This window comes from Bradyrhizobium sp. AZCC 2289, from assembly GCF_036924615.1.
Lineage (GTDB): Bacteria > Pseudomonadota > Alphaproteobacteria > Rhizobiales > Xanthobacteraceae > Bradyrhizobium.
Map to the genome: position 1 here is coordinate 5,657,053 of NZ_JAZHRY010000001.1, position 23,601 is coordinate 5,680,653.

General features: G+C 63.3%; 22 protein-coding genes and 1 pseudogene. 15 read left to right on the forward strand and 8 right to left on the reverse strand.

The features are described from left to right. Nucleotides 1-94 precede the first annotated feature (94 nt). A complete protein-coding gene (locus V1289_RS26840; RefSeq protein WP_334400250.1) occupies nucleotides 95-517 on the reverse strand; it encodes a PaaI family thioesterase in 423 nt (140 codons plus the stop codon). Between the two features lie 70 nt (nucleotides 518-587). On the opposite strand from V1289_RS26840, the gene V1289_RS26845 reads away from it, so the two are divergent. Further along, nucleotides 588-1,217: an NUDIX hydrolase gene (locus tag V1289_RS26845; RefSeq protein ID WP_334400252.1), complete on the forward strand. Its 630-nt coding sequence runs from the start codon at nucleotides 588-590 to the stop codon at nucleotides 1,215-1,217. Between the two features lie 92 nt (nucleotides 1,218-1,309). Next, nucleotides 1,310-2,503, forward strand: a complete 1,194-nt coding sequence (locus V1289_RS26850; protein WP_334400254.1) for a hypothetical protein — start codon at nucleotides 1,310-1,312, stop codon at nucleotides 2,501-2,503. Between the two features lie 163 nt (nucleotides 2,504-2,666). Here the strand turns inward: V1289_RS26850 and V1289_RS26855 are convergent, their stop codons facing one another. Further along, nucleotides 2,667-2,972 carry a hypothetical protein gene (locus tag V1289_RS26855; protein ID WP_334400256.1) on the reverse strand — a complete coding sequence of 102 codons (306 nt, stop codon included), beginning with the start codon at nucleotides 2,970-2,972 and terminating at the stop codon, nucleotides 2,667-2,669. A 210-nt stretch (nucleotides 2,973-3,182) separates the two neighbouring features. Here V1289_RS26855 and V1289_RS26860 point away from each other — a divergent pair, with 210 nt between their 5' ends. Further along, nucleotides 3,183-3,662, forward strand: a complete 480-nt coding sequence (locus V1289_RS26860) for a hypothetical protein (protein WP_334400258.1) — start codon at nucleotides 3,183-3,185, stop codon at nucleotides 3,660-3,662. Nucleotides 3,663-3,692: 30 nt separating this feature from the next. Here the strand turns inward: V1289_RS26860 and V1289_RS26865 are convergent, their stop codons facing one another. Further along, nucleotides 3,693-4,910 carry an EAL domain-containing response regulator gene (locus V1289_RS26865; protein WP_334400260.1) on the reverse strand — a complete coding sequence of 406 codons (1,218 nt, stop codon included), beginning with the start codon at nucleotides 4,908-4,910 and terminating at the stop codon, nucleotides 3,693-3,695. A gap of 567 nt (nucleotides 4,911-5,477) precedes the next feature. On the opposite strand from V1289_RS26865, the gene V1289_RS26870 reads away from it, so the two are divergent. The 9 genes and pseudogenes from V1289_RS26870 (at nucleotide 5,478) to V1289_RS26910 (ending at nucleotide 15,233) form a co-directional block, all read left to right on the forward strand. Next, nucleotides 5,478-6,425: a TAXI family TRAP transporter solute-binding subunit gene (locus tag V1289_RS26870; protein WP_334400262.1), complete on the forward strand. Its 948-nt coding sequence runs from the start codon at nucleotides 5,478-5,480 to the stop codon at nucleotides 6,423-6,425. 91 nt (nucleotides 6,426-6,516) lie between these two features. Then, the gene (locus tag V1289_RS26875) at nucleotides 6,517-8,625 is read left to right on the forward strand and encodes a TRAP transporter permease (protein WP_334400264.1); all 2,109 of its coding nucleotides are present in this window, start codon (nucleotides 6,517-6,519) and stop codon (nucleotides 8,623-8,625) included. After that, complete coding sequence (locus V1289_RS26880; RefSeq protein ID WP_334400266.1) at nucleotides 8,586-8,996, forward strand: DUF1850 domain-containing protein; 411 nt, start codon at nucleotides 8,586-8,588, stop codon at nucleotides 8,994-8,996. The genes V1289_RS26875 and V1289_RS26880 overlap by 40 nt, the downstream gene beginning before the upstream one ends. A gap of 22 nt (nucleotides 8,997-9,018) precedes the next feature. Further along, a pseudogene (locus V1289_RS26885) lies at nucleotides 9,019-9,808 on the forward strand (SDR family NAD(P)-dependent oxidoreductase). Between the two features lie 213 nt (nucleotides 9,809-10,021). Then, on the forward strand, nucleotides 10,022-10,795 hold the full coding sequence (locus V1289_RS26890; RefSeq protein WP_334400267.1) for a hypothetical protein: 774 nt from the start codon (nucleotides 10,022-10,024) through the stop codon (nucleotides 10,793-10,795). 164 nt (nucleotides 10,796-10,959) lie between these two features. After that, nucleotides 10,960-12,318: a tetratricopeptide repeat protein gene (locus tag V1289_RS26895; protein ID WP_334400269.1), complete on the forward strand. Its 1,359-nt coding sequence runs from the start codon at nucleotides 10,960-10,962 to the stop codon at nucleotides 12,316-12,318. Between the two features lie 286 nt (nucleotides 12,319-12,604). Then, nucleotides 12,605-14,515, forward strand: a complete 1,911-nt coding sequence (locus tag V1289_RS26900; RefSeq protein ID WP_334400271.1) for a propionyl-CoA synthetase — start codon at nucleotides 12,605-12,607, stop codon at nucleotides 14,513-14,515. 223 nt (nucleotides 14,516-14,738) lie between these two features. Further along, nucleotides 14,739-15,011 (forward strand): hypothetical protein, encoded by a 273-nt coding sequence (locus V1289_RS26905; RefSeq protein WP_334400273.1) that lies wholly within the window; start codon nucleotides 14,739-14,741, stop codon nucleotides 15,009-15,011. 15 nt (nucleotides 15,012-15,026) lie between these two features. After that, complete coding sequence (locus tag V1289_RS26910; protein WP_334400275.1) at nucleotides 15,027-15,233, forward strand: DUF6494 family protein; 207 nt, start codon at nucleotides 15,027-15,029, stop codon at nucleotides 15,231-15,233. A 237-nt stretch (nucleotides 15,234-15,470) separates the two neighbouring features. Here the strand turns inward: V1289_RS26910 and V1289_RS26915 are convergent, their stop codons facing one another. Both V1289_RS26915 and V1289_RS26920 read right to left on the reverse strand, forming a co-directional pair. Next, nucleotides 15,471-15,767: a hypothetical protein gene (locus V1289_RS26915; RefSeq protein WP_334400277.1), complete on the reverse strand. Its 297-nt coding sequence runs from the start codon at nucleotides 15,765-15,767 to the stop codon at nucleotides 15,471-15,473. Between the two features lie 259 nt (nucleotides 15,768-16,026). Next, on the reverse strand, nucleotides 16,027-16,719 hold the full coding sequence (locus V1289_RS26920; protein WP_334400279.1) for a DUF1013 domain-containing protein: 693 nt from the start codon (nucleotides 16,717-16,719) through the stop codon (nucleotides 16,027-16,029). Between the two features lie 220 nt (nucleotides 16,720-16,939). Here V1289_RS26920 and ispH point away from each other — a divergent pair, with 220 nt between their 5' ends. The 3 genes from ispH to rnhA are packed head-to-tail and all read left to right on the forward strand — an operon-like array spanning nucleotide 16,940 to nucleotide 19,343. Beyond that, a complete protein-coding gene (gene ispH / locus V1289_RS26925; RefSeq protein WP_334400281.1) occupies nucleotides 16,940-17,902 on the forward strand; it encodes a 4-hydroxy-3-methylbut-2-enyl diphosphate reductase in 963 nt (320 codons plus the stop codon). 11 nt (nucleotides 17,903-17,913) lie between these two features. After that, nucleotides 17,914-18,894 (forward strand): homoserine kinase, encoded by a 981-nt coding sequence (locus V1289_RS26930; RefSeq protein WP_334400283.1) that lies wholly within the window; start codon nucleotides 17,914-17,916, stop codon nucleotides 18,892-18,894. Then, complete coding sequence (gene rnhA, locus V1289_RS26935) at nucleotides 18,882-19,343, forward strand: ribonuclease HI (RefSeq protein ID WP_171985555.1); 462 nt, start codon at nucleotides 18,882-18,884, stop codon at nucleotides 19,341-19,343. The genes V1289_RS26930 and rnhA overlap by 13 nt, the downstream gene beginning before the upstream one ends. A 211-nt stretch (nucleotides 19,344-19,554) precedes the next feature. Here the strand turns inward: rnhA and V1289_RS26940 are convergent, their stop codons facing one another. From V1289_RS26940 to V1289_RS26950, 3 genes are all read right to left on the reverse strand, one after another. Continuing rightward, nucleotides 19,555-20,040, reverse strand: a complete 486-nt coding sequence (locus tag V1289_RS26940; protein ID WP_309181866.1) for a peroxiredoxin — start codon at nucleotides 20,038-20,040, stop codon at nucleotides 19,555-19,557. 214 nt (nucleotides 20,041-20,254) lie between these two features. Continuing rightward, on the reverse strand, nucleotides 20,255-21,937 hold the full coding sequence (locus V1289_RS26945; protein WP_334400287.1) for a long-chain fatty acid--CoA ligase: 1,683 nt from the start codon (nucleotides 21,935-21,937) through the stop codon (nucleotides 20,255-20,257). A 176-nt stretch (nucleotides 21,938-22,113) separates the two neighbouring features. Further along, nucleotides 22,114-23,532, reverse strand: coding sequence for a D-alanyl-D-alanine carboxypeptidase family protein (locus V1289_RS26950; protein WP_334400289.1), 1,419 nt, complete (start codon nucleotides 23,530-23,532; stop codon nucleotides 22,114-22,116). Nucleotides 23,533-23,601: the final 69 nt, after the last annotated feature.

The following is a 23,601-nucleotide window of genomic DNA, read 5'->3' on the forward strand; positions in this document are numbered from 1 at the left end:
CAGGCTCCGCGAAGCAATCCATCGGGCGGCAAAGCAAGTCTGGATTGCTTCGTCGCTATCGCTCCTCGCAATGACGCGGGGAGACGGCGCTCCCTCACTCGTTCCTCAATATCTTAAACACGCCGGACGCCATCGCGATACAGCGCTTGTCGACGGTTACCTCGGTCGTGATGAAAATCAGGCTGCGGGTTGAGCGCACCACGTGCGGACGCGACACCAGCACCTCGCCGATCTTGCCGGCCTCGACGAAATGCGTATCCATCTGCACGGTCGCCAGCGTCGGCTTGCCCGAGACGTAGCGCGCGGTCATGCCGCAGGTGCGGTCGGCGAAGGTCATGAGGACACCGCCCTGCACCAGGCCGCGGCGGTTGTGGTGCTTGTCCTCGGTAACGAGCGCATATTCATGCTCGCCGTCCGCGACCCGCTGCCACAGCGGTCCGATCAGGTGCAGGAACCCCGATGTTTCGACGATCTTCCAGCCGTCGGATTTGAGTTTGTCCGCGGCCTTGCTCGTCATGTCTGCGTTCCGTTCCCGGCAGGTGGTCCGGGTCATTTCATCGGTCGCAGGACTGTTGTAGTCAAGCGCAATGGCCCGTTCATTTGATGATGCCACCCGGCGGAATATCGCAGAGCTCTGCGCGGCATTCCCCCGCACGCAGCCGGATCAAGCCGCGCCGGCGCTAAAGCGCGCCGCGGTCGCCATCGCGCTCACGGAAAGTGACGCCGGCGGCGATACGGCGTTTCTGTTGACCCGGCGTGCGGCGAGCCTGCGTTCGCACAGCGCCCAATGGGCGCTGCCGGGCGGGCGCTGTGATCCCGGCGAGACGCAAGCCGAGGCGGCATTGCGCGAGGTGCACGAGGAGCTCGGCCTCGAGCTTGGGACGAGTGACGTGCTCGGCCGGCTCGACGACTATCCGACCCGGTCCGGCTACCTCATCACGCCGGTCGTGGTGTGGGTGACGGGGAGGGCGGCGATTTTACCCAATCCCGCGGAGGTCGCGTCCGTGCATCGGATTGCGCTGGAGGAGATCGAGCGGGAGGACGCGTTCAGCTTCACCACGATCCCCGAAAGCACCCGGCGCGTGATCCGCTTTCGCCTCGCCGGTCAACATATCCACGCGCCGACCGCGGCGCTGATCTATCAGTTCCGCGAAGTGCTGGCGGGTCGTGCTACCCGCGTTGCCGAGCTGGAACAGCCGGTGTTCGCGTGGAAGTAGATTCGACTGACGCAGACTCTCTCCTTTACCTCTCCCTCAGGAAGAGGTGGTTTCGTGGCTGACTTAAGCCGAGCGCTTGCTACAACAGGGCGATGCGCCCGCAATTGATTCGCGTTGGATTTGGGTTGGTCGCGCTCGCGTGGTTCGCGGGTGCGCCGCCGGCCGTGGCGGTCAAGCTCGGCACGCTTTCGGCTTCGACCGCCAATGCGATGGCGCAGGCGGCTTCGCCGCAGGCGATCGCCGAATATCGCCGCAAGCTCAGGGAATATCAGGAAGCACGCGCGGCGTTCGACGAGGAGGCCGGCGCCTATTGGGCGTCGATCTCCGAAAAACGGCGCGGCCGCAATGCCAAGCGGCGCGAGCACCTGATCATCACGCTTGACGATTACGTGCTGACGCAGCCGCCGGTCTATACCGGCCCGAAACGGCCGGCAAATCCCGAGCCCGAAGAGGGAAAGCCGCCGCGCGAGCCCAAGGCTATTCCGGTGGTCGCGGACCTCTTGATGGCGGCCGCCGAGCATTTCCAGTTCACGCCGCAACGGCCGGCGACGGAAGCCGAATTCAAACGTGCGTATGCTCGCTACGCGCTGGCCTCCGGCCTGACCCGCGAGCAGGCGGTGCGGGTCTATTCGTTCGAGACCGGCGGCACCGGCAATTACGACGTGCAGTCGGGAATCGAGCATGGCGGCAAGCGCGCGATTTCGAGCGCGATCGGCTATAACCAGTTGCTCACCACCAACAGCATCGAACTGGTCGCCGAACAGGGCCACGAGTTCGTCAGGGAACTGACCGAGAAGGCCGCCACGCTTTCCGGTCCGCCGCGCAAGGCGTTGGAGCACAAGATCGCGGTCCTGAAGCGGATGGTGGCGTTCACGCGCACCGTGCCCGACGACTGGTCGGCGCACGAAAAACTCGCCGATACGCCGCAGGGCTGGGCGGTGCACGCCATGGTGCTGGACATCGACGTCGGGCCGCTGCTGCAGACCCACAAACTCTTGACCTCGGTGATCTTCGCCCGCGCCAAGGGGTACAATCGCCCGCTGACCGCGGCCGAACTTGAAATGATGAACCTGACCGGCGATGGCACCGGGCTCGACATGGTGACGATGCCGCAGGCGATGCGCGAACAGGTGCCGACCTCGAATTTCTTCCAGCGCGGCGGCTACGAACGCAATCCGGTCGCGATCCGCCACAACACGGTGGCGAAGCTGTTGGCAGTCACCGACGATCGGATGGACAGCAACAGTAACAAGCCCGGCGCAAAGGAATTGGCGGCGGCGTTTTAGGTTGAACGTCGTCCCGGCCAAGCGAAGCGCGAGCCGGGACCCAAACGCCGCGGCCTCTCGTTTCGGCAGTGAATTAGAGATTTCCCTAAATCATTACCGCCGCGGAATATGGGTCCTGGCTCAGCGTTCGCTGCGCTCACTTGGCCGGAACGACCGAGCCCCCTCAATTCGAGCCGAACATGAACTTGCCGTCGCCCTCGAGATAGGGTCCGGTCCGCATGTAGAGCTGCCCGTTGTGGCCGATGAAGAACAACGTGCCCTTCGGCACTTTTTTGGCGCCCTTCAGCAGCATGCCGGCATTGTTGGTCCCCATCTTGTAGGCGAACGTCTTGCCGTCCTTGTCGTAGCCATAGCCGGTGTCCGGCTTCAGCTCCCAGGGCGTCGGCGCGGCCCCTTGCGCAAAAGCGGATGTCGTCAGTGCGGCCAGTGCTGCCGCCAGCAAAAAGGTTTTGGTCGAAAATCCCGTCATCGTCATCCTCCCGGCGGCCAAAATTGGCTCCCTTGCCCAGCTTCTTGAACAAATCACGAACGCTGTTATTTCGTCAATGCCACCTTCGCCGCACCTCGGGCCATCACGTCGCTCCGGCGACTTTGTGATTTCCCACGTCCCGCTTCGCGACTATGTTCCCCTTTCCGTCTACAACCGTGTATTGCAAAAAACCTCATAGGGATGATTCGGATGAACCTCGTCATGAAAATCGGTTTCGGTGTTGCGCTGTCGTTCATGACGCTGGCTCAAGCGGCTGCGGCCGATGAATTCAAGCTCAGCAACAACCAGCGAATTTCGTGCAGCCGGGGCCTGAGCGCGGGCAAGCTCAACACCGCGACCTGCAAATCCTATGCGTATGTCTTCAACGTCAAGACCTCCGAATATTTCCGCTGCCAGGTTACGCTGGCGCTGACGCGGGACAACAAGGAAGTCATCAACGTGCAGACCGACGGCGGCTGCACCAAGAAGCCCCGCATCTTCGAGGCCGACTCGAACTATTCGTTCGACGCCACCGAAACCGAGCCGCCGAACACAAATTCGTTCTTCGGTCCCGGCGGCTATTCGGTGTGGGCCAGCGACAACAATGCGCTGAAGGTACGCGGCTGCATCATCATTTCGTCCGGACTCGGCTCCGACATCTCGAAATGCCTCGACATGTCGTTTCAGTGAAGGCGGCAGGTCCGGACCTGCCGGGGCCGCTCATGGCCTCCTGTCCGGGCTGGACGCCAGCAAGGGGCGCGACCGGGCAAATTTTCTGATCCCCATCGGCTTGTTGAACAGGTAGCCCTGCATCAGATCGAAGCCCATGCCGTGCGCGGCGAGAAAATCGGCGCGGGTCTCGACGCCCTGGGCCACCGCGCGCGCGCCATGGTCCTGGGCCAGTTCGACGATTCGGCGGCACACCGTCGCCTTCAGCCGGTCATCCGCGCAGCCGGTGACGAATTGATGATCGACCTTCAACTCGACGAACGGAAAGCTCCGAAGCCCCATCAGCGCCGGCCATTCCGCGCCGACATTGTCGAGCACGATCGCAATATTATGTAGGCGCACGTCGCGTGCGACATCGATCACGAGATCCAGATTGCCGATTACCTCGGCGCTGTCGATCTCGATCAGCAAGCCGCTGAACGCTGGATGATCGGGTATCGCGCGGCACAGATCGCGTACCGCCTGCCGATCGCCGAGAAACGACACCGGCATATTGATCGAGAGATCGACCGGCCCCTGCTGCTCGAGAAGGTAGCGCCAATCCTCGATGGCGCGCCCGATCACGAATTCCGACAGGCCGCGAAAATGCGGATCCTTGTCGTCGGGGATGAAGTAGGCCGGCGGAACCACACCCCAGGCGGGATGCCGCATCCGCACCAGCGCTTCGGCGCCACTGGGCACCAGGGTGCGGACATTGATTTTCTGCTGATACCACAATTCGAGCCAGCCGGCCTTCAACGCCTCGGCCACGTCCACCGCCGGGCTCGGCGCCGGTTCTGAAGGCAGCAGCGTCGCAACGCTGTCGCGCAGCGTCCCGGCGCTGAAAGGCGTCTGCAGGCAGGGCAGCATCGCGATACCGTATTCCTCGCCAATTTGCCTGATGGCCTTTACCATGATCGATCCCGGTTGGCCGATGACCAGAACTTTGCCGGTGAAATTCTTCCTGACCAGGGTCTCGAGAATTTTACCGACCTCGACCCCGTCGAAAGACACGCCGAGGACGAACAAATCGGGCTGTTGCGCGTCCAGGACGGCAGCCAGCTCGCCGGCCTGGCCGCATTCGCTGGTAATGAAACCCAGTTCCTCGAGAGCGTCGGAAAGGAAGGTCCGAAGGTGCTTTTTGCCGTCGGTGACGCATGCGCGCGGCATTACCTTTCGTTGTCCGAACCCGACGGATCGCGCGTGTTCGCTGGGATTGATGTGAATCATTCTCGCCGTCTCCAAAGATGCCGACGATAGTCGTACATCCGCGCGGCGGCGGTAATCTTGGAGTTTTAGGGACGCAACGATGATTGCTTTGGTAGGGTTAAAGTCGGCATTGAGAATAAAATTGTAACGAAATCGGCAACGAATCGGGCCGCGAGATACCAGGACAGCGCCCAACCGTTGTCGGTTGCCGCCCCGGGCTTGCCCCATGAACCGACGCGCGCGCCCGCGCCGATGTCTCATCGTTGGATGCGCGTTAACGTCTGTGTTCGCTTGTCGGCTTGTCCACAGTTCGTGCCACTGCGGCGAGCTCTTCGAGGCGAGAATCGCGCCTCGGATTATTTCAGCTGCGCGACGTTTCGATGCGCGAGGCGGATAGCGCGGAACGCCGTGTCGCATCTCGCTGCCCGATCGTCACTCCGGCTCGATACTGCCGGTCTCGCCGGTTCCCGCATGCGTCCAGCGCGACCGCGCATGCGTATTTGACCTTCGCGTGCGTCGTTTGGATGGGTTGACCGGGGGCCTCGCCCCGTCCAACTTCCGGCGGAATTTTTAGGGGGAATAATGCTCATGAATTCGAAGTTGATGGCGGCCGCAATTGTGGCGGCAGCGGCTTTGGCGGCGCCTGCCGCCCAAGCCCAATCATTCATTAACGTGCTGACCGGCGGCACCTCCGGCGTGTATTACCCGCTCGGCGTCGCGATCGGGAAAATCTTTGGCGACAAGATCCCGAACGTAAAGACCCAGGTGCAGGCCACCAAGGCGTCGGTCGAAAACCTGATCCTGCTGCAGCAGGGCCGCGGCGAGATCGCGTTCACGCTCGGCGACTCACTCAAGGCCGCATGGGAAGGCGACGAGGAGGCCGGCTTCAAGTCCAAGCTCGACAAGCTGCGCACCATCGGCGCGATCTATCCGAACTACATCCAGATCGTCGCCACCGCCGACAGCGGCATCAAGACGCTCGCCGATCTGAAGGGCAAGAGCCTCTCGGTCGGCGCGCCCAAATCCGGTACCGAGCTCAACTCGCGCGCGATCCTGGCCGCCGCCGGGATGACCTACAAGGACATCGGCAAGGTCGAATATCTGCCGTTCGCCGAATCCGTCGACCTGATGAAGAATCGCCAGCTCAATGCGACGCTGCAATCGGCCGGCCTCGGCGTCGCCTCACTGAAGGATCTCTCGACCTCGGCCGACATCACCGTGGTGTCGGTGCCGAAGGAGATCGTCGACAAGATCGGCCCGCCCTTCGTCTCGGTGACCATCCCCGCCAACACCTATACCGGCCAGGACAAGGACGTCCCGACCGCGGCCGTGATCAATTATCTGGTGACGAGTTCCGCCGTCAGCGACGACCTCGCCTACCAGATGACCAAGCTGATCTTCGAATCCTTGCCGGAACTGGCGAATTCGCACTCCGCCGGCAAGGAGATCAAGCTCGAGACGGCAGCCACCGGCAGCCCGGTGCCGCTGCACCCCGGCGCGATCCGCTATTACCAGGAGAAGGGGCTGATCAAGTAGCGCCCTCCGCGTCCGCCGTGCCTGCCGTGACCTTTCCCCGGGTCGAACCGGTGATATAAGCGTCGCGGGCACGGGCGGGGGAATGATTCACATGCTGCAGGCCGAGGGCGCAGAAGCGCCGGTCAAGGTCGAATTCGACAATTTCGAGCACGGGTTTCCGGAAGGCTTTGGCCCCGGCGGCTGGGGCCATCTGGCCTACCTCATCGGTATCGCGTTTGCGGTGTTCCAGCTCGTGGTCGCGGCCTGGAACGTGCTGCCGAGCCAGGTGGTGCGCGGCGTCCACGTCGGCTTCCTGATCCTGATGACCTTCGGCCTGATCGGCAATTTCACCGCCAAGAACGCTTTCGGCCGCGCGGTCGGCTGGCTGATTGGTGGCGTCGGATTCCTATGCGGGCTCTATCAGTGGATCTTTTATGCCGACCTGATCGCTCGCGACGGCGATCCGACCAATACCGACCTTGCCGTAGGCGCGCTGCTGGCCGTTCTGATTTTCGAAGGCACGCGGCGCCTGATGGGCCTGGCACTGCCGCTGATGTGCGGTGCCTGCCTGCTGTACTGGTTCTTCGGCCAGTATCTGCCGGCGCCGTTCAATCATCGCGGCTATGATTTCGATCAGATCATCACCCATCTCTCCTACGGCACGGAAGGGTTTTACGGCGTGCCGATCTACGTGTCGGCGACCTACATCTTCCTGTTCATCCTGTTCGGCTCGTTCCTCGAACGCGCCGGCATGATCCAGCTGTTCACCGATGTGTCGCTCGGCCTGTTCGGCCGCACCCGCGGCGGACCGGCCAAGGTCGCGGTGTTCGCGTCGGGCATGATGGGCACGATCTCGGGCTCCGGCGTCGCCAACGTCGTCACCGTCGGCCAGTTTACGATCCCCCTGATGATCAGGTTCGGCTATCGCCGCGCCTTTGCCGCCGGCGTCGAAGCCACCGCCTCGATGGGCGGACAGATCATGCCGCCGGTGATGGGCGCGGTCGCCTTCATCATGGCGGAGACGCTGGGCGTCGAATATTCCGCCATCGTCAAGGCCGCGGTGATTCCGGCGATGCTGTATTTCGCCTCCGCGTTCTGGATGGTGCATCTGGAAGCCGGCAAGCACGGCCTCGTCGGCATGAAGCGCTCGGAAATCCCGAGCGCCTGGAAGGCGCTGGTGGCGCGCTGGTACCTGGTGCTGCCGCTGGCGGCACTGGTCTACATGCTGTTCGAAGGCTTTACCCCCCTTTACGCCGGCAGCATGGGCCTCGCGCTCACGGTGGCGCTGATCCTGGGTACCAGCATCACGCTCGGTTTCTCCAACCTCGTGGTGCGTTACATTTTCTGGATCGGGCTGGCGCTGGTGGTTGGCGCGGTGTCGCGCAACGGGCTGGAGATCCTGCCGGTCGCAAGCGTGGTCGGCGGGCTGATCCTGATCGCGGCAATCACGCGCGGCGGCCGCGCCACGCTCGCCGCCTGCCGCGATTCGCTCGCCGACAGCGCCAAATCGGCGCTCACGGTGGGCATGGCCTGCGCCATCGTCGGCACCATCATCGGCATGATGACGCAGACCGGCGTCGGCACCATCTTCGGCGGCTGGATTATCGGGCTCGGCGCGAAAAGCCTGTTCCTCGCGCTGATCATGACCATGCTGCTGTCGATCCTGCTCGGCACCGGCATCCCGACGATCCCGACCTACATCATCACCGCTGCTCTGGCCGCACCTGCGCTCGCCAAGCTCGGCGTGCCCTTGATTTCCAGCCACATGTTCGCGTTCTACTACGGCATCATGGCCGACCTCTCGCCGCCGGTGGCGCTGGCGGCGCTGGCGGCGGCGCCGATCGCGCGGGAAAATCCCGACAAGATCGGCTGGGAGGCGATGCGCATCGCGCTTGCGGGCTATGTCATTCCCTTCATCTTCGTCTACTCGCCGGCGCTGATGCTGCAAGCCGGCGATCCCATGGCGGCCCAGCTCGGGTTCTACGGCGCGGTGGCGCTGGCGACCTTCAAGGCGCTGGTCGCGATCGGCCTGTTCGGCATCGTCGCGATCGGCTTTCTGTTCACGCGGCTGTCGTGGCCTGAAATCGCGCTCGCCTTCGTCGCGGCGCTGTGCCTGCTCGGCGATTTCCGCTTCAGCGACACGCTGGGTTTTGCGCTCGCGGCGGCTCTCGTGCTCTGGCAATGGCGGCAGCGCCCGCGCAACGCGGTGGCGGCGGCTTGAGCCTGTGCCTCGCCTCCCTGGGCGTGGTGAAAACGCTGTCGATCGCCGCGTTCACGCTTGTATGGACCCATTCGATCGAAAAGACCGCCTGGCAGGAAGACTGGCACATCACGCCACAAGGCCTTGAACTGGTGCAGGCGCGCATCAAGGGCTTTGGCGCCGGCATGGAGCCGCCGCCGGACGCGCGCCTCGTCGACGGCTGGTTTCAATGGCAGCCGAAGCGGGCGCCGATGCCGGAAGTCATCCTCGGTAATTCCGGCGCCGCCGGCGAATGGCGGTTATGCGTGGACGGAAATTGCCGGACGCTGTCGGAGATCTTCGGGCATCCGATCGGTGCTAATGTCACGACCATGCGCGCCTGCGAACGATAACGGAAAACATAAGGAGAAGTCGATGGAACGGCTCAAGGGCAAGATCGCGATGGTAGTCGGCGCGGGCTCGATCGGTCCGGGCTGGGGCAATGGCAAGGCAACCGCCGTGACCTTTGCGCGCGAGGGCGCGCAGGTGTTTTGCGTCGACCGCAATGCGGCCGCCGCCGCAGAGACCGTGAAGATCATCACCGGCGAGGGCGGCAAGGCGACGGCGTTCACCGCCGATGTCTCGCAAGCCGATCAGGTCGAGGCGATGGTGGCGGCGTGCCTGAATGCCTATGGCCGCATCGACGTGCTCGACAACAATGTCGGGATTGCCGAGATGGGCAGCGTGGTCGAGGTCAACGAGGCCAGCTGGGATCATGTCTTCGCGGTCAATCTCAAGAGCGCCTATCTCGCGATGAAGCACGTGATTCCCGTGATGGTGCGGCAGGGCGGGGGGGCGATCATCAACATTTCGTCGATCGCCTCGATCCGCCATGTCGGCATTTCCTACGTCAGCTACGGCGCCAGCAAGGCCGCGATGAATCAGATGACGCGCACCACTGCGGTCGAATTTGCAGCCCGGCACGTCAGGGTCAACGCCATCCTTCCGGGCCTGATGAAGACGCCGATGGTCGAACACTCGGCGGGCCTGGCGGCGAGCTATGCCAAGGGCGATGTGGCGCGCCCGCGATGCGCAGGTGCCGATGGGACACATGGGCGAGGCCTGGGATGTCGCGAACGCGGCGCTGTATCTGGCGTCGGACGAGTCCAGGTATGTCACCGGCATCGAGCTCGTCGTCGATGGCGGGCTCACCTGTCGGGCGTAGAAGGGCGAGACGGCGTTCGCAAGACAGCCTGCGCCAGCGATCAACCCTGCGGCTCAGTTCGGCGCGGTCGAACTCTTCCTGAATCTCCGCGATATTCCCGGCGATCTATTATCAAAGTCGCCACGGATAATCGCGGCAAATCTGCCGCTGGGCGAACCGCACCGCGCTTGCTAGGATCATTTTCGGCGATAGAGGACGTTTGCCGGCCATCCCATGCAAGATGTTTTTGCAATCCTGATCCGGAACGCGGCGGCCGGCTGTTTTCTGTGGGGAGCACTTCCGCACGGCGCGTTCGCGGCCGGCGCCGAGCCGGCCAGGGATTTGCTGATTGACCCCGCGCCATGCGTGGCTGCGGCCGCCGCCGGCGACGATAATGACAAGATCGTCAGTACCTGCGGCGCGCTGATCGATAACGAAAAGACTGAAAGAGCCGACCGCATCAAGGCGCTGATCGGACGCGGCGGCGCCTTTGGGCGCAAGGATATGATCGACCGCGCCATATCGGACTATGACGCGGTGCTGCGGCTCGATCCGACCCAGCCCGATATCTTCAACGCGCGCGGCGAACTCTGGCGCAAGAAGGGCGACCGGCCGAAGGCGCTGGCCGATTTTGGTGCGGCGATCAAGCTGAAGCCCGATCATCCGGCCGCGCGTGGCAATTACAAGTCGCTGGCGCAGGAGCTGGAGCGGCTCGGCGCGCTGAAGGCGGTTGCCGGCAAGCCGAGCTTCAATTGCGCTACCGCTCGCCGCGCGGTGGAGAAGGCGATCTGCGCCAATCCGGAGATCGCCGATCTTGACCGCGAAATCAACGCGGCCAATATCAGGGTGATCGGCGAGGCCAGGAGTCCCGGTGAAGCGCGCGCGCTGCAGCGCGAGCAAGATGCGTTTATCGCAAGCCGCAATGCCGCGTTCGGTCGGCCGGGTTACGATCTGCGCAAGGCGATGAAGGAGCGGCTGCAGAAATTGCTGGGCGTCGACGGTTATTAGCCACTTCACCTCTCCCAAAGGGAGAGGTGAAGTGGTGCTCGCGGCGCACTCTGGTTCGCTCGCTTAGAGATTCCGAAGGCTCTTCGAACCTCGGCGCAGGCTGCGGCGACATAGCGTCAAACGCGGCATGTCCGCGCGAGGTGCCCGTATTTTGAGAGCCGGCCATGCGATCATCGATTTCACCCTTTGCCGCAAGCGCGGTGCTTGCCATCGCCATCCTGGCGTCGGCCGGCGCACGCGCCGAAACGCCCGCGGAACCGCCGGTCACCTGCGCTGCGCTGACGGTTGCGGCTCCTGCACAACTGATCGAAAGCTGCACCGCGCTGATCGACAATCCGGCGACGCCGGACGCCGACCGCCTCGATGCCATGATTACCCGCGCCGTTGCGCACTATGGCAACGGCGCGAGCGACAAGGCGCTGGCCGAGATCGATGCGGTCATTGCCAAAGACCCCAACCGTGCGCGCGCGTTTCGCGCCCGCGGCGAAATCCTTCGCCAGACCGGCAAGAGGGAGGCTGCGCTTGAGGCGCTGAACCAGGCCATCAGGCTCGAGCCGGACAATGCCAACGGCTACGAGAGCCGCGGCAACGCCTTCAACAATGCCGGCAAATACGATCGCGCCATCGAGGATTATGACGAGGCGCTGCGGCTCAAGCCGGATTTCGCGCAGGCGTTTTCCGACCGCGGCGCCGCCTGGTACTTCAAGGGCGAGTATCGGAAGGCGATCGCCGATTACGACCAGGCGATCCGCCTCGAACCGAGCCGGGCAAGGACCTATACCAACCGGGCCTCGGCCTATCGCATGCTCGGCCGCTCCGAGCGCGCGCTCGAGGACGACAGTGCGGCGATCCGGATCGATCCGTCGCAGCCGGAATTCTTCGACAATCGCGGGCTGCACCTCGCCGGCAATGGCGATTACGCCCGCGCGATCGCCGATTACGACGAGGCGATTGGAATTCGTCCCGAGGCAAAATTCCTGACCAACCGCGGCGATGCGTATCAGGCGCTGAAGAACTACGACCGCGCCATTGCGGATTACGATGCGGCATTGAAACTGGATCCGAAGTTTCAACGTGCCTACAACAACCGCGGCGCGGCATGGCGCGGCAAGGGCGATCGGGCCCGCGCGCTGCAGGATTACGCCGAGGCGATCCGCCTCGATCCCTCCGACAAGACCGCGGCCACCAACCATCAGGAGATTGCGCTCGAAGTCGAACGGCTGGGCACGCTGGCCTACCAGAAGAATTTGCCGAGCTTCAATTGCGCCACCGCGAAGCGTCAGGTGGAGAAAGCGATTTGCGCCGACCCCGGCCTCGCCCAGCTCGACCGCGACATCAACGATGTGTTCCTCAGGGTGATCGCCAGCGCAGAATCCGACAGCCATCGCGCGGCGCTGGCGCTGACCCGGCAGCAGCGCGACTTCATCGACAAGCGCAACGCGTCCTTCGGCCGCCGCGGCTACGATCTGCGCCAGGCGATGGTGGATCGGCTGGACCAGCTCAATACCGCCGCCCAGCAGTAGGCGGGTGCCTCCACCTCTCCCAATGGGAGAGGCAAGAGTCGCGTTCGCCGCGCATTCTGACGCACTGTTCCGGCTTGATCTGGCGCCGCTTCCCGTGACAATGGCTCAAAGAACAACGCTATTTGCTCGCATCGTCATGGCCGGGCTTGTCCCGGCCATCCACGTCCTACCTCTTCAAAGGAAGCAAGGACGTGGATGCCCGGGAGCGCAGACAAGTGTACGTAGTCTGCGCAAAGCAGACTACTATGCCCGGGCATGACGGAGGGCAGATTAGGGGAGACACGCCATGAACATCCACGAGAAAAGCCGGTATCACGAGGTCTACGCCCGCTCGCTCCGGGATCCCGAGGGTTTTTGGGCGGAGGCGGCGGCCGAGATCGACTGGATCGAGCCGGCCATGAAGATCTTCGATCCCTCGATGGGCCCCTACGGCTGCTGGTTTACGGGCGCCATGGTCAACACCTGCTACAACGCGCTCGATCGCCATGTCGCGGGTGGTCGCGCCGACCAGGTGGCGCTGATCCACGATTCGCCGCTGGCCGGCAGCATCACCAAATTGACCTATGCCGAGATGCTGCACGAGGTGAAAACGCTCGCGGCGATCATGCACGATTTCGGCGTGACCAAAGGCGACCGCGTCATCCTCTATATGCCGATGGTGCCGGAGGCTGTCATCGCGATGCTGGCCTGCGCGCGGATCGGTGCGGTGCACAGCGTGGTGTTCGGCGGCTTTGCGGCCAAGGAGCTTGCGACACGAATTGAGGACGCCAAGCCAAAACTGATCTTCTCGGCGAGCTGCGGGCTCGAGCCCGGCCGCATCGTGCAATACAAGCCGCTGCTCGACGAGGCGATCAGGCTTTCGAGCGTCAAGCCCGAGACCTGCATCGTGCTGCGGCGGCCGCAACAGGGCTGCGATCTCACCGCCGGCCGCGATCATGACTGGGCCGGGCTGCGCAGCAAGGCAATGGCGGCGAAGAAATCCGCCGACTGCGTCCCCGTGCTCGCGACCGATCCGCTCTACATCCTCTACACCTCCGGCACCACGGGAATCCCCAAGGGCGTGGTGCGCGACAATGGCGGGCATCTGGTCGCGCTGAAATGGTCGATGTTCAATCTCTACGGCGTCAAGCCCGGCGAAGTCTGGTGGTGCGGCTCCGACATCGGCTGGGTGGTCGGCCACAGCTATATCGTCTACGGGCCGCTGATCCACGGCGCGACCTCGATCATGTATGAGGGAAAGCCGATCGGCACGCCGGATGCCGGCGCGTTCTGGCGCGTGATCGCGGAACACGAGGCGGTGGCGCTGTTCACCGCGCCGACCGCGTTCCGCGCCATCCGCAAGGAGGATCCGGAGGGCGCGTTCATCCGCAAATACGACCTGTCGAAATTCCGCACGCTGTTTCTGGCCGGCGAGCGCGCCGATCCGCCGACGGTGGAATGGGCGGAAGCGCAGTTGAAGGTGCCTGTCATAGATCACTGGTGGCAGACCGAAACCGGCTGGTGCATCGCCGGCAATCCGATGGGCTTGGGGATGCTGCCGGTCAAGCACGGTTCGCCGACGGTGCCGATGCCGGGCTATCAGGTCGACGTGGTCGATGAAGCGGCCAAGCCGCTGCCGGCCGGTACCATGGGCTCGATCGTCATAAAACTGCCGATGCCGCCGGCCTGCCTGCCGACGCTGTGGCAGCAGGACGACCGCTTCAAGGAGGCCTATCTCACCGAATTCCCCGGCTATTACAAAACCTCCGACGCCGGCTACAAGGATGCGGACGGCTATGTGTTCGTAATGGGCCGCACCGACGACATCATCAATGTCGCCGGTCATCGGCTTTCGACCGGCGGCATGGAAGAAATTCTCGCCTCGCATTCCGATGTCGCCGAATGCGCGGTGCTCGGCATCAAGGATGCGATCAAGGGCGAGGTGCCCTGCGGCTTCCTGGTGCTCAAGGCCGGCGTGACGCGCAGCCCGCTCGAGATTGAAAAGGAGATCGTGGCGCTGGTGCGGGAAAAACTCGGCCCCGTCGCCGCCTTCAAGCTCGCGATCACCGTCGGCCGGCTGCCGAAAACGCGGTCGGGCAAAATCCTGCGCGGCACCATCAAGAAGATCGCCGACGGCGAGGCCTGGACCATGCCCGCGACCATCGAGGATCCCAAGGTGCTCGACGAGATCGGGGAAGCGTTGAAGGGGAGGGTGTGACGGCGAAGGCCGTCATTGCGAGCGCAAGCGAAGCAATCCATCTCGACACGCAAGGAAAGAATGGATTGCTTCGTCGCTAACGCTCCTCGCAATGACGGAACAAGGTCTATATTCCACCTCCACTATCGGGCAATTGCCTTTATTTCGATGGATTGCCGGGTCATCCCCGATCAAGTCGGGGACAGGCCCCCGGCAATGACGAAACCGGACGAACGGACAAAGCATGCGACGTAATTTCGCACGACCTCACATCGCGCTCTTGCTCATCGCCCCGCTGCTCGCGGGCTGCCTCGATCGGGGGCAGCCGACCATGACCATTGCGGGCGGCGATGACGACGACGCCTTCTGCCGCGCCAACAATGTCGCGGTCGGCTCGTCGGAATACATCGCCTGCCGCAAGGACCGCGACGTCCAGCGCAACAACGCCAACGCCCGCGCCGACCGCCGCCAGCGCGATCTCGGCGAATACATGTTGAATCATCCGGACCGGCCGTGACATCGGGAGAGCACCATGAACGAGGACGTTTTCAACACCAGCCTGCGCGGCTTCCTCAAGAAGGTCGGCATCACCTCGCAGCGTGAAATCGAAAAAGCGGTCCGCGACGCCGTCGCCAGCGGTAGCCTGAAGGGCCATGAAAAACTGCCGGCCAAAATGGTGCTCACCATCGGTGGCGTCAGTCTCAGCCACGAGATATCCGGCGAGATCGAACTGGGCTAGGTCAGGTGAGGGTCTCTTTCTTCCCCTCTCCCTTGTGGGAGAGCGTGGCGCCTCACGAAGTGAGGCGACGGGTGAGGGGTCCGTCTCCGCGGAAAGAACCCCTCATCCGTCGCGGACTGCGTCCGCGCCACCTTCGCCCGCAAGGGGAGAAGGAAGAAAAAAGCCCTTCACCGCACCGACAAGGTCAAGGGCCTGGTGCTGCGCACGGAGTTTTTGAAGAAGGCGTGAGGCAGCCGCTCACTCGGCGGGCGGCTTCTTCCTGAAAGCAACCTTGAGCGCGTCAACGGCCTCGGCGATCGGTGCGACCAGCACGAAGAAGGCGCCCATCGCCACCGAAATGATAATGAAGCCGAGCGAGGTTTTTTCCTCGGCATCGTAGCGATGCGTTTCCTGGTCGATCGCTGCGGGCGCGAGGTTGGCATCGGAAGAGCGAGGCGCGCCGTACTTTCGCGGCCGGCGCGGAGGTGTCATCACCACCACGAACAGCACGTTTAACAGCAGCCAAATTCCCAGAATAATCAGAACCGTGCGCACAAAGGCCTCTTGCCGCAAAGGGCTTCTCAAAATACGCGGAAAAGCTACTCCGGTTACGGTCGCGGCACAAATGCGCCATCCGTAGTAGAGCTTCCGGGAGGGACGGTCCCCGGGAAGCATTCGTCGTTCCGACCAGTCGTTTTGCGGATTAAAATCCTTGGCAGGCGCGCCGCAAGCGCCTTGTCGCCATCCCAAAACAAAAACGCGGCAGGTTGCCCCCGCCGCGTTCGAAAATCTCTCAACGGGAATGCGAAATACCTTATTCGTCGTCCTGCTTCTTGCCGCCGATCGTCTTCAGCTTGGCGAACACGGCGTCGACGTTGAGGTCGTCGCGCTGCTTTTCGGTCGGCTCGTATTCCGGCTCCTTCTTGGTGGTCTCGGAGGCCGGCAACAGAGTGGCGCCGCCATAGGCTGCAGGGACCGGCTTTTCCTTGGCGGCGCGCTGCACCTCGAAATCGAGTTCGATCTGCGAGCACAGGCCGAGCGTCACCGGGTCCATCGGGGTCAGCGTCGAAGCGTTCCAGTGGGTGCGGTCGCGGACGCTGGCGATCGTGGTCTTGGTGGTGCCGACCAGGCGCATGATCTGCGCGTCCTTCAATTCGGGGTGGTTGCGCACCAGCCACAGGATCGCGCTCGGCCGCTCGTGGCGGCGCGACACCGGGGTGTAGCGCGGACCCTTCTTCTTGGCGGCCGGCGGCAGCGCCACCTTGCTCTCGCCGAGCTTGAGGCGGTAGTTCGGGTCCTTTTCGCCCTTTTCGATCTCGTCGCGGGTCAATTGCCCGGTCGAAATCGGGTCCATGCCTTTGATCCCTTGGGCGGCGTCGCCGTCGGCGATGGCGCGGACCTCCAACGGATGCATTTTGGTGAAATCCGCCACCTGGTCGAAGGTCAGCGCGGTATTATCAACCAGCCACACGGCCGTCGCCTTGGGCATCAGCGGTGCATTGCTCATGGCAAATCTCCTTTGTGCTCCGCCCACCTCTTTTGGAGGCGAAGTCAGTGGTCATCAGCGATGACGGGAATTGAGGCCCTATATAAGCCCGGAGGGGCTATTGGCGCAATGGCCCAGCAAAAGTGCCTTGACAGTGCCCCAAAGCAGCCCCAAGTCCTTATGCGAATTGGCCGTTCCCCGCCCGCCGGCGAGGGGTGATTCGGTCCCCGAGATAGCCCCTATGCCAGCCAAACCAGACCTGAAAATCGTGCTTTGTTCACCCCGGGGCTTCTGCGCCGGCGTAGTTCGGGCCATCGACACCGTGGAACGGGCACTGACCATCTACGGCGCGCCGGTCTATGTCCGCCATGAGATCGTGCATAACCGCTACGTGGTCGACAGCCTGAAGACCAAGGGCGCGATTTTCGTCGAGGAACTGGCCGAAATCCCCGACAATACCAACGCACCGGTGGTGTTTTCGGCCCACGGGGTGCCGAAATCGGTCCCGGCCGACGCCCGCGCCCGCAATTTCTTCTCGCTCGACGCGACTTGCCCGCTGGTCACCAAGGTGCATCGCGAGGCCGCGATCCATTTCAAGCGCGGCCGCGAAATCCTGCTGATCGGGCATTCCCACCATCCGGAAGTGGTCGGCACGCTCGGGCAACTGCCGCAGGGCGCGGTGACGCTGATCGAGACCAACGAAGACGCCAAGACCTTTATGCCGAAGGATCCCAACAACCTCGCTTTCGTGACCCAGACGACGCTGTCGATCGACGACACTGCCGAGATCGTCGCGATGCTGAAGGAGCGGTTTCCGAACATCTCCGGACCTCACAAGGAAGACATCTGCTACGCCACCACCAACCGCCAGCTGGCGGTGAAAAAGGTGGCGCCGGTGGTCGATGCTTTGATCGTGGTCGGCGCGCCGAACTCGTCGAATTCGCAGCGCCTGCGCGAAGTCGCCGAACGCGAGGGCTGTCCCATCGCCGTGCTGGCGCAGCGCGCCAGCGATCTCGACTGGCCGCGCTTCGAGGGCATCAGGAGCCTCGGCATCACCGCGGGCGCCTCGGCGCCCGAAGTGATCGTCGAGGAGATCATGGGCGCGTTCGCCGAGCGTTATGAGCTGCATGTGGAGACGGTATCGGCCGCCGAAGAGAATGAATTCTTCCCGCTGCCGCGTTCATTGCGACCCGACGCGGCTTAAGGCGCGTCCCCATGGCGGTGTACACGGACGTTGCCGCCGAAGAGCTCGCGGAATTCCTGAGGGGTTACGACATCGGCGAATTGCTGTCCTACAAGGGCATCGCCGAAGGCGTCGAGAATTCCAATTTTCTGATGCACACCAGCAAGGGCGCCTACATCCTCACGCTTTATGAAAAGCGTGTGGCGGCCGACGACTTGCCGTACTTTCTTTCGTTGATGGCGCATCTGGCCGAGCGCGGCGTGCGCTGCCCGCAGCCGGCCAGGAACCGCAAGGGCGAAGTCTATTCGACGCTGGCGGACCGGCCGGCGGCCATCATCAATTTCCTCGAAGGCATGTGGCCGCGGCGGCCCAATGCGGCGCATTGCAGCGGGGTCGGTGAGGCGCTCGCAAAAATGCATCTCGCCGGCCGCGACTTTCCGCTGTTCCGGAAAAATCCGCTGTCGATCGAAGGCTGGCGGCCGCTGTTCGATCTGGACGCACCGCGCGCCGACAGCGTGCAGGCGGGCCTGCGCGATTTCATCGCCCGCGAACTCGATCATCTGGAAGCGCGCTGGCCTGCGAGCCTTCCGGTCGGCGTCATCCATGCCGATCTGTTTCCCGACAACGTCTTCTTCCTCGGCGACAAATTGTCGGGCCTGATCGATTTTCCGTTTTCCTGCAACGATATTTTGGCCTACGACATCGCGATCTGCCTCAACGCCTGGTGCTTCGAGCCGGATCATTCCTTCAACGTCACCAAGGCCCGCGCGCTGCTCAACGCCTATGGCCGCGAGCGCAAACTGTCGGATGCCGAGCAGGACGCGCTGCCGCTCCTGGCGCGCGGCGCCGCGCTGCGCTTTTTGCTCACGCGTCTGGTCGATTTCCTCAACGTGCCGCCGGGCGCGCTGGTGAAGCCGAAAGACCCGCTCGAATATGTCCGCAAGCTGCGCTTCCAGCAAAGCGTCTCCAGCCTGCGCGATTACGGCGTGACGCAGCCGGGATGCGCGGCGTGAGCGAATTGCCACGGGTGACGGTTTTCACCGACGGCGCCTGCTCGGGCAATCCGGGGCCCGGCGGCTGGGGGGCGATCCTGAAATTCGGCGATACCGAGAAGGAATTGAAGGGCGGCGAGGCGCACACCACCAATAACCGCATGGAATTGATGGCGGCGATCTCGGCGCTGGAAGCGCTGAAGAAACCCTGCGTGGTCGACCTCACCACCGACAGCCAGTATGTCCGCCAGGGCATCACCGGCTGGATCCATGGCTGGAAGAAGAACGGCTGGCGCACCGCGGACAAGAAGCCGGTCAAGAATGTCGATTTGTGGCAGCGGCTCGACGCCGCGCTGAAACCGCATCAGGTGCACTGGCACTGGATCAAGGGCCACGCCGGCCACGAGGAAAACGAGCGCGCCGACCAGCTCGCGCGCGAGGGCGTCGCCATGGCGCGGTTGAAGGCGTAGGCGGGGAGAGCGAAGCGGCTCTCTTCCCCTCTCCCCTTGTGGGAGAGGGTGGCCACGATACGAAGTATCGTGGACGGGTGAGGGGTTCTCTCCGCGGATAGAGACCCCTCATCCGGCGCGCTGCGCGCGCCACCTTCTCCCACAAGGGGAGAAGTGAAGCAAAGCCGAGCGACGACTGTTGTGAGTGGCGCGAGCGCCGCGCGCGATCGACTTACAGCTGCCCCAGCAGCGTATCGCCGCCGGAAACCTCGACCTTGCCGGGAGCGGGCTCGCGGTTGAGCTTCTTGACCACGCCGTCTTCCACCAGCATCGAGTAACGATGCGAGCGGATGCCGAGGCCATTGCCGGAAGCGTCGAGCTCCATGCCGATCGCCTTGGTGAAATCGGCATTGCCGTCGGCGAGGAACACCGCCTCGTCGCGCTGGTCGGTGTCGCGCTTCCAGGCGTTCATGACGAAGGCGTCGTTGACCGAGACGATCGCGATCGTGTTCACGCCCTTGTCCTTGATGGCATAGGCGTTGAGGAAGATGCTGGGCAGGTGCATCTTGTGGCAGGTGCCGGTATAGGCGCCGGGCACCGCGAACAGCGCCACCTTCTTGCCCTTGAAAATATCGTCGGTGGTTTTGACCTGCGGACCTTCCGCCGTCATCACGCGAAACTTGGCTTCCGGCAACTTGTCGCCAACGCTGATCGTCATCGTCAATTCTCCCTAGGATGTGCGGGTGTGTCTTAGAGCATTTTGGCGTGGCGAGGAAACTACCTCACCGTGGTTTGATGGGCGAAGCCGTCATTCCGGGGCGATGCGAAGCATCGAACCCGGAATCTCAAGATTCCGGGTCTGGTGCTGACGCACCATCCCGGAATGACGAGGCTTGAATTATTCCCGCTCCGCGCAATGACGGCGGTGGGCCTCAGGCCGCGGCCTTCTTCTCGTCGCGCAGTTCGCGGCGCAGGATCTTGCCGACATTGGTCTTGGGCAGGTCGGTCCTGAACTCGATCTGCTTGGGGACCTTGTAGGCGGTCAGCTGCGTGGCGCAGAATTTGATCACCTCCTCGGCGGTCAAATTGGGGTCCTTCTTGACGATGAAGGCTTTCACGGCCTCGCCCGATTTCGCGTCCTGGACGCCGATCACGGCGCATTCCAGCACGCCCGGATGGCTCGCGATCACTTCCTCGATTTCGTTCGGATAGACGTTGAAGCCGGAGACCAGGATCATGTCCTTCTTGCGGTCCACGATCTTGGTGTAGCCGTTCTCATCCATCACGCCGATATCGCCGGTGCGGAAATAGCCATCGGCAGTCATCACGTTCGCGGTCTCTTCCGGCCGGTTCCAGTAGCCGGCCATCACCTGCGGACCCTTGGCGCAGATTTCGCCGGGCTGGCCGAGCGGCACTTCGTTGCCGTCATCGTCGCGGATCGAGAGATGGGTCGAGGGAACGGGAATGCCGATCGAGCCGGAGAACTTGTCGGTGTCGGCGGGATTGCAGGTCAGCGTTGGCGAAGTCTCCGACAGGCCATAGCCCTCCGACAGCGGGACACCGGTCACCGCCAGCCACTTCTCGGCGACCGGCTTTTGCGTCGCCATGCCGCCGCCATTGGCGATTTTCAGCTTGGAGAAATCGAGCTTGTCAAAGCCTGGCGTGTTCAACAGGCCATTGTAGAGCGTGTTCACCGCCGGAAAAAAGCTGACCTGGTACTTCGCCAGTTCCTTGACGAAGCCGGCCATGTCGCGCGGGTTGGGAATCAACAGATTGGTGCCGCCGCTGCGCACTCCCAGCAGGTAGCACGCGGTCAGTGCGAAGATGTGATAAAGCGGCAGCGCGCAGACAATGACCATTTGGTCGACAATCGGCGGCTTCTTCAGCGCCGGTTGCAGCCAGGCGTCGTTCTGCAGCACATTGGCGAGCACGTTGCGGTGGAGCAGGGTGGCGCCCTTGGAAACGCCCGTCGTGCCGCCGGTATATTGCAGGAAAGCGACGTCTTCGCGCGTGATCGCAGGCTTGGTGAATTTCAGGCCGCGGCCGGCCGCAAGCGCGTCGTTGAAGGTGACGGCGCCCGGAATCGAATAGGGCGGCACCATCTTCCTGACGCGGCGGAGCACCAGATTGACGATCACGCCCTTGAAGCCGAGCAGGTCGCCCATGCTGCCGACGATCACATGCTTGACCGCGGTCCTGGCGATCACCTGCTGCACGGTGGTGGCGAAATTCTCCAGCACCACGATCGCTTCGGCGCCGGAATCCTTCAGCTGATGTTCGAGTTCGCGCGGGGTGTAGAGCGGATTGACGTTCACCACCGCATAGCCGGCGCGCAGCACGGCGGCGGTTGAGACCGGATATTGCAGCACGTTCGGCATCATCAGCGCGACGCGGGCCCCCTTCTGCAGGCCCTTGCTCTGCAGATAGGCGGCGAGCGCCTGTGACATCTCGTCGAGGTCGTGGTAGCTGATCGACTTGTCCATGCAGATGAAGGCCTTGCGATCGGAAAACTTCGCAAAGCTTTCTTCCAGCAGCTCAACCAGCGATGAATACTGGGTGACGTCGATGTCGGCGGGCACGCCGGCCGGGTATTGCTTGAGCCAGATTCGCTCCATGGTATTTCCCCTCTGGTTTAGAGCCCCCGTTTCTTGGCCGGGTCGCCTTGTTTTTGGCAGTATTTAGAATGCCGCGGCCGATGGCAAGCGGCTGCGCGCTATCGACGCATTGTCGGCCAAAAACAACCGGTCAGGGAGTCCAAAAACTTGCCTAAGCGAGGGGTCCGACGGCGCTATTAGCCGGCGGGCTTGGTCTCGGTTTTGGGCTTGGCGGCAGCCTTGGGCTTGGCCGGTTTTGCTGCCGGCTTGTCGGCGGTGGCGGCGGGCTTTTCGGCCGCCTTCGGGGCGGCATCGGGCTTGGCGTTGGCGTGCCTGACCGGGGCCGGTTTGGCATCGGATTTGGCTTCGGTCTTCGCTTCGGTCTTGGCTTCGTTCTTGGGCGAAGCCGCCGCGTCCGGCTTCCTGGCCGCGACCCGCGATTTCTTTCCGCGCCGCGGCGTCGCCTGCTTTTCGGTGTCCGCCGCGACCGCGGCGATCAGGGCCGCTCCGGTTCGCTTCGGGCCGGTATACACCACCATGGGTTCGGAGGCCACGGGGCCCTCCGCCAGCAGTGCCGACGGCTTCAGCATCGGCGGCTGCAGTCCGGCGGTGAAGAAAGTGACAGCGCTCTCGCCGCCGCTCGCAGAACCGCCGGCGTTGGCGGCGCTGGTCTCTTCATCCTCGTCGCTGGCCGGCTTGTGGCGCTTGCCGCCGCACATCTCGTCGCGCAGGTTCGGTGGCGAGGCATCGATCGGCGCCAGATTGTCGACGGTACCGAGCGAGGGACGCAACCACGACAGTCCGTTGGCGGCGAAACCGCGCTCGAGCAACTGCGCGGCCCGCACCGCGCGCATATGGCCGGATGAAGAGCCGAGCACCACGGCGATCAGCCGCTTGCCGTTGCGGGTCGCCGAGCCCACCAGATTATATCCGGAGGCGCAGATGAAGCCGGTCTTGAAGCCGTCGGCGCCGGGATAGCGTCCGATCAGATGGTTGAAATTGTTGGTGACCCGGCGGCCGTAGCGGATCGAGGGGATGTGGTAGAAATATTCGTATTCCGGCAGATCGCGAATGATGGCGCGGGCGAGGATCGCCAGATCGCGCGCCGAGGTGATCTGACCGTCGGCGGGCAGGCCATTCGGATTGACGTAACTGGTCTGCGTCATGCCGAGCCGCCGCGCGTGCTCGTTCATGATCGCCGAGAATCCGTCGATCGAGCCGCCAACGCCCTCGGCGAGCACCACGGCCATGTCGTTGGCCGATTTCACCAGCATCATCGCCAGCGCATTTTCGACGGTGACCTGCGTGCCGGGCCGCAAGCCCATCTTGGAGGGCGACTGCGAGGCGGCGACGGGCGACACCGTGAACAGCGTATCGAGCGACAGCTTGCCGTCCTTGACGGCCTTGAGCGTGGCATAGGCCGTCATCATCTTGGTGACGGAGGCGGGGTACCACGGCATCGTGGCGTTATCCGCCTGCAGGACCTTTCCGGTATCGGCTTCGATGACCAGCCACGCTTCCGCGTGCACCATACGCGACGTAACGACAGCAAGCGCTGCGACGAAAAATATCCGGATCAACGATGAGTTGCGAAGCAGTGGTTGAAGAAAATGCACTATCCGATTCCGGTCCTTTGAGACCCGCCTTGGCAAAGGAGGTCTGACATCTGACTTTCGGGTTTCAAG

Bases quoted from the DNA above. Each gene is read 5' to 3' on its own strand.
- V1289_RS26840 (WP_334400250.1), bottom strand. From the start codon at position 517: ATGACGAGCAAGGCCGCGGACAAACTCAAATCCGACGGCTGGAAGATC.
- V1289_RS26845 (WP_334400252.1), top strand. From the start codon at position 588: ATGGCCCGTTCATTTGATGATGCCACCCGGCGGAATATCGCAGAGCTC.
- V1289_RS26850 (WP_334400254.1), top strand. From the start codon at position 1,310: ATGCGCCCGCAATTGATTCGCGTTGGATTTGGGTTGGTCGCGCTCGCG.
- V1289_RS26855 (WP_334400256.1), bottom strand. From the start codon at position 2,972: ATGACGGGATTTTCGACCAAAACCTTTTTGCTGGCGGCAGCACTGGCC.
- V1289_RS26860 (WP_334400258.1), top strand. From the start codon at position 3,183: ATGAACCTCGTCATGAAAATCGGTTTCGGTGTTGCGCTGTCGTTCATG.
- V1289_RS26865 (WP_334400260.1), bottom strand. From the start codon at position 4,910: ATGATTCACATCAATCCCAGCGAACACGCGCGATCCGTCGGGTTCGGA.
- V1289_RS26870 (WP_334400262.1), top strand. From the start codon at position 5,478: ATGAATTCGAAGTTGATGGCGGCCGCAATTGTGGCGGCAGCGGCTTTG.
- V1289_RS26875 (WP_334400264.1), top strand. From the start codon at position 6,517: ATGCTGCAGGCCGAGGGCGCAGAAGCGCCGGTCAAGGTCGAATTCGAC.
- V1289_RS26880 (WP_334400266.1), top strand. From the start codon at position 8,586: ATGGCGGCAGCGCCCGCGCAACGCGGTGGCGGCGGCTTGAGCCTGTGC.
- V1289_RS26890 (WP_334400267.1), top strand. From the start codon at position 10,022: ATGCAAGATGTTTTTGCAATCCTGATCCGGAACGCGGCGGCCGGCTGT.
- V1289_RS26895 (WP_334400269.1), top strand. From the start codon at position 10,960: ATGCGATCATCGATTTCACCCTTTGCCGCAAGCGCGGTGCTTGCCATC.
- V1289_RS26900 (WP_334400271.1), top strand. From the start codon at position 12,605: ATGAACATCCACGAGAAAAGCCGGTATCACGAGGTCTACGCCCGCTCG.
- V1289_RS26905 (WP_334400273.1), top strand. From the start codon at position 14,739: ATGCGACGTAATTTCGCACGACCTCACATCGCGCTCTTGCTCATCGCC.
- V1289_RS26910 (WP_334400275.1), top strand. From the start codon at position 15,027: ATGAACGAGGACGTTTTCAACACCAGCCTGCGCGGCTTCCTCAAGAAG.
- V1289_RS26920 (WP_334400279.1), bottom strand. From the start codon at position 16,719: ATGAGCAATGCACCGCTGATGCCCAAGGCGACGGCCGTGTGGCTGGTT.
- ispH (WP_334400281.1), top strand. From the start codon at position 16,940: ATGCCAGCCAAACCAGACCTGAAAATCGTGCTTTGTTCACCCCGGGGC.
- V1289_RS26930 (WP_334400283.1), top strand. From the start codon at position 17,914: ATGGCGGTGTACACGGACGTTGCCGCCGAAGAGCTCGCGGAATTCCTG.
- rnhA (WP_171985555.1), top strand. From the start codon at position 18,882: ATGCGCGGCGTGAGCGAATTGCCACGGGTGACGGTTTTCACCGACGGC.
- V1289_RS26940 (WP_309181866.1), bottom strand. From the start codon at position 20,040: ATGACGATCAGCGTTGGCGACAAGTTGCCGGAAGCCAAGTTTCGCGTG.
- V1289_RS26945 (WP_334400287.1), bottom strand. From the start codon at position 21,937: ATGGAGCGAATCTGGCTCAAGCAATACCCGGCCGGCGTGCCCGCCGAC.